This window comes from Caldimonas sp. (genome assembly GCF_046289365.1).
Taxonomy (GTDB): domain Bacteria; phylum Pseudomonadota; class Gammaproteobacteria; order Burkholderiales; family Burkholderiaceae_C; genus Caldimonas.
Window position 1 is genome coordinate 1 of the sequence record NZ_JBKBVU010000134.1, and the last position, 8,389, is coordinate 8,389.

Annotated in this window: 6 protein-coding genes and 2 riboswitches; all 6 genes read right to left on the bottom strand. The window is 67.5% G+C overall.

Annotation, left to right across the window (positions count from 1 at the left end; all coding sequences use genetic code 11):
• The coding region (locus ACK42S_RS12700) for an L-serine ammonia-lyase (protein WP_409707975.1) at positions 1–930 on the bottom strand (930 nt) is incomplete at its 3' end.
• 25 nt (positions 931–955) lie between these two features.
• Positions 956–2,005 carry a threonine aldolase family protein gene (locus ACK42S_RS12705; RefSeq protein ID WP_409707978.1) on the bottom strand — a complete coding sequence of 350 codons (1,050 nt, stop codon included), beginning with the start codon at positions 2,003–2,005 and terminating at the stop codon, positions 956–958.
• 7 nt (positions 2,006–2,012) lie between these two features.
• The gene (gene gcvP, locus ACK42S_RS12710; RefSeq protein ID WP_409707981.1) at positions 2,013–4,907 is read right to left on the bottom strand and encodes an aminomethyl-transferring glycine dehydrogenase; all 2,895 of its coding nucleotides are present in this window, start codon (positions 4,905–4,907) and stop codon (positions 2,013–2,015) included.
• 69 nt (positions 4,908–4,976) lie between these two features.
• Entirely contained in the window at positions 4,977–5,354 is a 378-nt protein-coding gene (gene gcvH / locus ACK42S_RS12715; protein ID WP_409707984.1) for a glycine cleavage system protein GcvH, read from the bottom strand.
• 34 nt (positions 5,355–5,388) lie between these two features.
• Entirely contained in the window at positions 5,389–6,513 is a 1,125-nt protein-coding gene (gcvT, locus tag ACK42S_RS12720) for a glycine cleavage system aminomethyltransferase GcvT (protein ID WP_409707987.1), read from the bottom strand.
• A 57-nt stretch (positions 6,514–6,570) separates the two neighbouring features.
• Positions 6,571–6,691: riboswitch (glycine riboswitch) on the bottom strand.
• Between the two features lie 10 nt (positions 6,692–6,701).
• Positions 6,702–6,792: riboswitch (glycine riboswitch) on the bottom strand.
• A gap of 75 nt (positions 6,793–6,867) precedes the next feature.
• A partial coding sequence (locus ACK42S_RS12725) for an electron transfer flavoprotein-ubiquinone oxidoreductase (protein WP_409707990.1) occupies positions 6,868–8,389 on the bottom strand: 1,522 nt, incomplete at its 5' end.

Below are 8,389 nucleotides of genomic sequence, written 5' to 3' on the forward strand. Positions count from 1 at the left end.
GTCCATCATCTCGAGCGCGGCCGGCACGATGCCGGCGGCCCCATTGGTGGGGGCGGTCACCACGCGCCCGCCGGCCGCATTTTCTTCGTTGACCGCCAGGGCATAAAGGTTCACCCAATCCATCACCTGCAGCGGGTCCTTCAGGGCTGCTTCCGGGTGGGCCGTGAGCGAGCGGTACAGCGCCGCTGCGCGCCGGCGCACCTTGTAGCCCCCGGGCAGCGTGCCCTCGGCACGGCAGCCGCGGTTCACGCATTCCTGCATCACCCGCCAGATGTGCAGCAGCCCCGCGTCGATCTCGGCATCGCTGCGCCAATGACGCTCGTTCACGCGCATCACGCCGGCGATGGACAGGCCCTCGCGGCGGGTGAGCGCCAGCAGTTCGGCCCCGCTGTGAAAGGGCAGGGGCAGCACGGTGGTGTCGGGCGCGATGCGCTTTTGCCTGCTCCCGTCGGCGGCGACCTCCTCGCTGACCACGAAGCCCCCGCCCACCGAGAAATAGATGCGCGCAGCCAGCTCGGCGCCAGCGGCATCGAACGCCAGGAAGCGCATGCCGTTGGCATGGAAGGGCAGGCTCTGGCGGCGCAGGAAGACCAGGTCCTCGGCCTCGTTCAGCGCGACGCGATGGGTGCCGCCCAGCACGAGTGCGCGCTCCTGGCGGATCGCCTCCAGCATCGCAGGCACCTGGTCTACATCCACCGTGTCGGGCTCGTGGCCGGCCAAGCCCAGCAGCACGGCCTTGTCGCTGCCATGGCCCTTGCCGGTGGCGCCCAGCGAGCCGTACAACTCGCAGCGCACGCGCGTCACGGCGTCGAGCACCCCCTCATGCCGCAGCCGCTCGATGAACATCCGCGCGGCCCGCATCGGACCCACGGTGTGCGAGCTCGACGGACCGATGCCCACTTTGAAGAGGTCGAAGACCGAGACGGCCATGGGCAGGCTGCAGGAGGGATGAGATTCAGTCCTGGCAGAGCTGCCGCAGGTCGGCGGCAAAAGCATCCACCGCCTCGGCCGTGGTGTCCCAGGCGCACATCAATCGGCAGCCGCCACCGGCGATGAACTGGTAGAACTTCCAGCCCTTCGCGTACAGGCGCTCGATGACCGGGGCCGGGAGCTGGGCGAACACCGAGTTCACCTGCGGGGGGTGCAGCACCTGCACACCAGGGATATCGCGGATCGCCTCATAAAGGCGTTGCGCCATCGCATTGGCATGCCGGGCATTGCGCAGCCAGACGTCGTTTTCCAGCAGGCCCACCCAGGGAGCCGAGATGAAACGCATCTTCGAGGCCAACTGACCCGCCTGCTTCACACGGTAGGCGAAGTCCTCCGACAGCGCCCGGTCGAAGAAGACCACCGCTTCGCCGATGGGCAGGCCGTTCTTGGTGCCACCGAAGCACAGCACGTCCACGCCGGCGCGCCAGGTGATCTCGCTGGGGTGGCAGCCCAGCGCGGCCACCGCATTGGCAAAGCGCGCACCGTCCATGTGCAGCTTGAGCTTGCGCCGTTTCGCAATCGCCGAGATCGCACGCACCTCCTCCACGGTGTAGACCGTGCCCAGTTCGGTGGCTTGCGTCAGGCTCACCACCTTGGGCTTGGGGTAGTGGATGTCGCTGCGCTTGGTGACGAGCTGCTCCACCGCGTCGGGGGTGAGCTTGCCCAGCCGGGCGGAGGGGCTCTCGGCTTCGGCCACCAGCAGCTTCGAGCCGTTCGAAAAGAACTCCGGCCCGCCACACTCGTCGGTCTCGATGTGGGCCACCGGCGTGCAGATCACCGAGTGGTAGCTCTGGCACATCGCGGCCAACGCCAACGAATTGGCCGCCGTGCCGTTGAACACGAAATAGACGTCGCAATCGGTCTGGAAGAGCTCGCGGATCCTGTCGGTCGAGCGTTGGGTCCAGATGTCCTCGCCGTAGCCGGGCTGGTGACCACTGGCATTGGCCTGCATGAACCAATGCGTAGCCTCCGGGCACATTCCCGCGTAGTTGTCGCTGGCGAATTGCTGTTTCATGACGGTCTTACTGGTAGTCGCTCAAGGGCACGCAACTGCAGAACAGGTTGCGGTCGCCGTAGACGTTGTCCACCCGGCCCACCGGCGACCAGTACTTCTGCCGGCGCAAACTGGCCAGCGGGTAGGCGGCCTCTTCGCGGGTGTAGGCATGGTTCCACTCGGCCTTGAGCAGGCTCTCGGCCGTGTGCGGCGCATTCTTCAGCGGGTTGTCCTCGCGCGGCCATTCGCCGCGCTCGACTTTGGCAATCTCCTCGCGGATGGCCAGCATGGCCTCGACGAAGCGGTCCAGCTCGGCCAGCGACTCGCTCTCGGTGGGCTCAACCATCAGCGTGCCGGCCACTGGGAAGCTCAGCGTGGGCGCATGGAAGCCGTAGTCGATGAGGCGCTTGGCCACGTCCTCGGCCGTGATGCCGCTGGTTTCCTTCAGCGGACGCAGGTCCAGGATGCACTCGTGGGCCACACCACCGCCCTTGATACCCGGCACGTTGCTGCTGAAATGCAGCTCGTAAGGGCCGTCCAGGCGTGCGGCGATGTAGTTGGCGCTCAGGATGGCGGTTTCGGTGGCGGCCTTCAGGCCTTCGGCGCCCATCATGCGCACATACATCCACGAGATCGGCAGCACCGCGGCATTGCCCAGCGGGGCGGCGCTCACCGCCCCCACCTGCGAATCGCTGCCCAGGCCCGCGCTGCGGTGCGCCGGCAGGAAGGGCACGAGATCGGCCACCACGCACACCGGGCCCACACCCGGGCCGCCCCCACCGTGGGGGATGCAGAAGGTCTTGTGCAGGTTCAGATGGCTCACATCGCCGCCGAACTCGCCAGGCGCGGCCACGCCCACCAGCGCGTTCATGTTCGCGCCATCGACGTAGACGCGCCCACCATGGGCATGCACCAGCTCGCACAGCTCCTTCACGCGCGTCTCGAACACCCCATAGGTCGAGGGGTAGGTGATCATCACGCAGGCCAGGCGTTCGCTGTACTGCTCGCACTTGGCGCGCAGGTCCTCCAGATCCACATTGCCGTCGGCGTCGCACTTGGTCACCACGACCTGCATGCCTGCCATCTGGGCCGAGGCCGGGTTGGTGCCGTGGGCCGATTCGGGGATCAGGCAGATGTTGCGATGCCCCTGGCCCCGTGCCTCATGGTAGGCCTGGATGATCAGCAGCCCGGCGTATTCGCCCTGCGAGCCGGCGTTGGGCTGCAGGCTGATGCCGGCATAGCCCGTGGCCTGGCTCAGCCAGGCGCACAGTTGCTCGTTGAGCTGCGCATAGCCCTGTAGCTGGTCCTGCGGTGCAAAGGGGTGGATGTGCGCAAACTCCGGCCAGGTGATGGGGATCATCTCGCTGGTGGCGTTGAGCTTCATCGTGCACGAACCCAGCGGGATCATCGTGCGGTCCAGCGCCAAGTCCTTGTCCGACAGGCTGCGAAGGTAGCGCAGCATCTCCGTCTCGGAGTGATGGGTGTTGAAGACCGGATGAGTGAGGTAGGGGCTGGTGCGGCGCAGTGCCTCAGGGATGAGCGGGGCGACGCCCTTCTCGGCGGCGTCCCACGAGGGCAGGGGGCGGCCCTGGGCGAACACCCGCCACAGCGCTTGCACATGCTCGCGCGTGGTGGTCTCGTCCAGCGAGATGCCCACGGTGGTCGCGCTGGCGCGGCGCAGGTTCATGCCTGCGGCCACGGCAGCGGCCAGCAGGGCCTCGGTCTGCTCGCCCGTGCGCAGCTCCAGGGTGTCAAAGGCGGTGTCGTGGGTGGTGGCCCAACCCAGGCTGGCCAGGCCCTGCGCCAGCACCGCAGTGAAGCTGGCCACGCGCTGGGCAATGCGCTTGAGGCCCTGCGGGCCGTGGTAGACGGCATACATGCTGGCCACGACGGCCGGCAACACCTGTGCGGTGCAGATGTTGGACGTGGCCTTCTCGCGGCGGATGTGTTGCTCGCGCGTCTGCAGCGCCAGGCGGTAGGCCGGAGCGCCGTGGGCATCCACGCTCACGCCCACCAGGCGGCCGGGCAGCGAACGCTTGAACTCGTCGCGCGTGGCCATATAGGCGGCATGCGGCCCGCCATTGCCCATGGGCATGCCGAAGCGCTGCGTCGTGCCCACGACGATGTCGGCGCCCTGTTCGCCCGGCGGCACCAGCAGGGTCAGAGCCAGCAGGTCGGCGGCCACTATGGCCAGGGCGCCGCGGGCATGCACGGCCTCGGTCAGCGGCCGCAGGTCCAGGATGCGACCGGTGACGCCCGGGTACTGGAACAGGGCGGCGAAGCAGTCCGTCCGCCCGGCCTGCTCGGCCGGGCCGGTTACCACCGTCAGCCCGAGCGGCCGCGCGCGGGTGCGCACCACTTCCAGGGTCTGGGGCAGCACGTCGTCGGCCACGAAGAAGGTCGTGCTCTTGCTCTTGCCCACCCGGGCAGCCAGGGTCATGGCCTCGGCCGCGGCCGTGGCCTCGTCCAGCATCGAGGCATTGGCAATCGCCATGCCCGTCAGGTCGCACACCATGGTCTGGAAGTTCACCAGGGCTTCCATGCGCCCTTGCGAGATCTCGGCCTGGTAGGGCGTGTAGGCGGTGTACCAGGCGGGGTTCTCCAGCACGTTGCGCAGGATGACGCTGGGCGTGTGGGTGCCGTAATAGCCCTGACCGATGTGGCTGCGCAGCACCCGGTTGCGAGCGGCAATGGTCTTGAGTTCCTCGAGGGCGCGAGCCTCCGGTACCGGCGCAGGCAGCTCCATCGGGGCGCTGCGCACGATGCTGCGCGGCACGACGGCCTCCATCAGGGCGGCGCGGGAGGCCGCACCGATGGCCGAGAGCATCGCGCGTTCATCGGCGGCATCGATGCCGATGTGGCGGGCCACGAATTCATCGCGGGCTTCGAGGTCGCTCAAGGGGGTGAGGGCAGACATGAGCATGGCGTTGGGGCGAAGAAGGTCATTCGACGGCCGCACCTGCACAGGCAGGCTGCGGCCGTCGCTCGCAGGTCAGGCGTTCTTGACGAGTGCGTCGTAGGCCGGGGCGTCGAGCAAGGCATCGAACTCGGCCAGATCGTCCATCTTGATCTTGAAGAACCAGCCCTTGCCCAACGGGTCGGAATTGGCCAGCGACGGGTCGGCGCGCAGCGCCTCGTTCACTTCGAGGATGTGCCCACTGACCGGTGCGTAGACGTCGGCGGCAGCCTTGACCGATTCGACCACGCCGGCCACGTCGCCCTTTTTGAACTCGGCCCCCACGGCAGGCAGGTCGACGAAGACCACATCGCCCAGCGCGTCTTGGGCATGGGGCGTGATGCCAATGGTGGCGACGCCTTCGTCGCCATCGAGTTCGATCCACTCGTGGTCGGGGGTGTACTTGACGGTCATGCAGGACTCCTGGATGGAATGGAAAACGGGGTGATCAGCGGTAATAGCGGTGCGGCACGAAGGGCAGGGCCGTCACCCGCATCGGGTGGGTTTTCTCGCGCACCACGGCATGCACGATGGAGCCGGTGGCCGCATGGTTGACCGGCAGGTAACCCATCGCGATGGGCACACCCAGCGTGGGGCTTACGGTGCCGCTGGTGACGTGACCGGCGTTGTGACGGGCTGCATCGAGCAACTTGGCGCCCTCGCGCACCGGGGCTCGCTCCAGGCCGAGCAGGCCCACGCGCTTGACCAGGGCCCCCTGGGCCAGTTGCAGCTCGATCGTCTGGGCGCCGGGATAGCCGCCTGCACGGGCGCCGCCGGGCCGGCGCACCTTCTGGATCGCCCAGGCCAGCGCGGCCTGCACTGGTGTGGTCTGGGCGTCGATGTCGTGCCCGTGCAGGCACAGGCCGGCTTCCAGGCGCAAGGTGTCGCGAGCGCCCAGGCCGGCCAGCTTCACCTCGGGCTGCATCAACAGCACGCGGGCCAGGGCCTCGGCGTCCTCGGCGGCCACAGAGATCTCGAAACCGTCCTCCCCGGTGTAGCCCGAACGGGTCACGAAACAGGCCTTGCCGGCGAGCGTGAAATGATCACCCGTCATGAATCTCAGCCGCTGCACATCGGCGTTCACACGGGCCAGGGCGTCGGCGGCCAGCGGACCTTGCAGGGCCAGCAGCGCCCGGTCGGGCAGGGCCTGCACCGTGCAGCGGTGACCGATGTGGGTGTTCAGATGCACCAGGTCGGCCTGCTTGTTGGCCGCATTGACCACCAGCAGCAGATCGTTCTCCCGACGCGTGATCATCAGGTCGTCGAGGATGCCGCCGCTGGCGTTGGTGAAGAAGCCGTAGCGCTGCTTGCCCACCGGCAAGTCGATCACGTCCACCGGCACCAACGATTCCAGGGCGCGGGCGGCATCTTCTCCAACCAAGCGGATCTGGCCCATGTGGGAGACGTCGAACAGGGCTGCACTCTCGCGGCACTGCCGATGCTCGGCGATGATGCCTTCGTACTGCACCGGCATCTCATAGCCGGCAAAAGGCACCATGCGGGCGCCATACTCTTGGTGCAGGGCGTACAGGGGCGTGCGCAGCAGCGCGGGCGTCGAGACTTGGGCGGACATGGCGTTCTCCTGGGGCTGTCATGCGAGCATGCCGTCCCGAAAGCCGGTCCGGCATGTGCTGCCCTCGCTGTCCGCTTTACCTGAGAGATTGGCCGCCTGACTGTTTCAGCCGCAGCGGCTTGCCCCTTCGGTGGGCCGGATGACCATCGTCGCCCGGCCTCTCTCCAGTGAGGAACGCCTTGTCCACAAGGCGCTTGTCAGTCCTGGGTGCCTGAGCGTTCGGGCTTGGGCCCTGCGCCTTCGGCGGCCCCCGCAGGGGCTCTCTCCTGACAGATGCCAGTGTAATTCACCGGCCAAGAAAATGGCGACCCCGGGGCCGCCGAATATCCCCCGAGGCAGCGCCCGGGCGGGGGGTCACATGCCCGCGTAGTTGGGCCCGCCACCGCCTTCCGGCGTGACCCAGACGATGTTCTGCGTCGGATCCTTGATGTCGCAGGTCTTGCAGTGCACGCAGTTCTGCGCGTTGATCTGCAGGCGGTCGCTGCCGTCTTCGCCCTTGACGAATTCGTACACGCCCGCCGGGCAGTAGCGGCTCTCGGGCCCGGCAAACCGGCTCAGGTTGACCGCCACGGGCACGCTGGAGTCCTTGAGCGTCAGGTGGGCCGGCTGGTTCTCCTCGTGGTTGGTGTTGCTCACGAACACCGAGGACAGGCGGTCGAAGGTCAGCGTCCCGTCGGGTTTGGGGTAGACGATCTTCTCGCACTGGTCGGCCGGCTTGAGATAGACATGGTCGGGCTGGTCGCGGTGCAGGGTCCACGGCGGGCTGTGGATGCCGATCTTGGGCAGCAGCCACTGCTCCACCCCGGTCATCAGCTTGCCCACCAGCGGGCCCTTCTTGAACCAGTGCTTGAAGTTGCGCGACTGCTGCAGTTCCTCGTACAGCCAGCTCTTCTCGAAAGCCTCGGGGTAGGCCGTCAGCTCGTCGGCCGACCGCCCGGCCGTCACGGCGTCGAAGACGGCCTCGGCGCACAGCATGCCGCTCTTGATGGCGGCATGGCTGCCCTTGATGCGCGCCGCATTGAGGTAGCCGGCGTCGCAGCCCACCAGGGCACCGCCCGGGAACACCGTCTTGGGCAGGGCCTGGGGTGTGCCATTGTTGATGGCGCGGGCGCCATAACTCAGGCGCTTGCCGCCCTCGATATGCGCCCGGATGGCCGGGTGCGTCTTCCAGCGCTGCATCTCCTCGAAGGGGCTGAGCCAGGGGTTCTGGTAATCCAGGCCGATCACGAAGCCCAGCGTGACCTTGTTGTCCTCGAGGTGGTAGAGGAAGCCGCCACCGAAGGTCTGATCATCCATGGGCCAGCCGGCGGTGTGCACCACCAGGCCCGGCTTGGCCTTGGCCGGGTCGATCTCCCACAGTTCCTTGATGCCGATCGCATAGGTCTGCGGGTCCTTGCCTGCATCGAGCTTGTAGCGGGCGATGAGCTGCTTGCCCAGATGCCCGCGCGCACCCTCAGCGAAGATGGTGTACTTGCCCAGCAGCTCCATGCCGAGCTGAAAATGATCGGTGGGCTGGCCGTCCTTGCCCACGCCCATGTTGCCGGTGGCCACGCCGCGCACGCGGCCCTGCCCGTCATAGAGCACCTCGGCGGCGGCAAAGCCCGGGAAGATCTCCACGCCCAGGCCCTCGGCCTGCTCGGCCATCCACTTGACCACGTTGCCCAGCGAGATGACGTAGCACCCGTCGTTGTGGAAGTTGCGCGGCACGAAGAAGTCGGGGATGCGCGTGCTGCCGGTCTCGGTGAGCGTGAGCACATCATCGCCGGTGACGGGCTGGTTCAGCGGCGCGCCCAGTTCCTTCCAATTGGGGAAAAGCTCGTTCATCGCGCGCGGATCCATCACCGCGCCCGACAGGATGTGGGCCCCGGGTTCGGAG

Bases quoted from the DNA above. Each gene is read 5' to 3' on its own strand.
- ACK42S_RS12705 (WP_409707978.1), bottom strand. From the start codon at position 2,005: ATGAAACAGCAATTCGCCAGCGACAACTACGCGGGAATGTGCCCGGAG.
- gcvH (WP_409707984.1), bottom strand. From the start codon at position 5,354: ATGACCGTCAAGTACACCCCCGACCACGAGTGGATCGAACTCGATGGC.
- gcvP (WP_409707981.1), bottom strand. From the start codon at position 4,907: ATGCTCATGTCTGCCCTCACCCCCTTGAGCGACCTCGAAGCCCGCGAT.
- gcvT (WP_409707987.1), bottom strand. From the start codon at position 6,513: ATGTCCGCCCAAGTCTCGACGCCCGCGCTGCTGCGCACGCCCCTGTAC.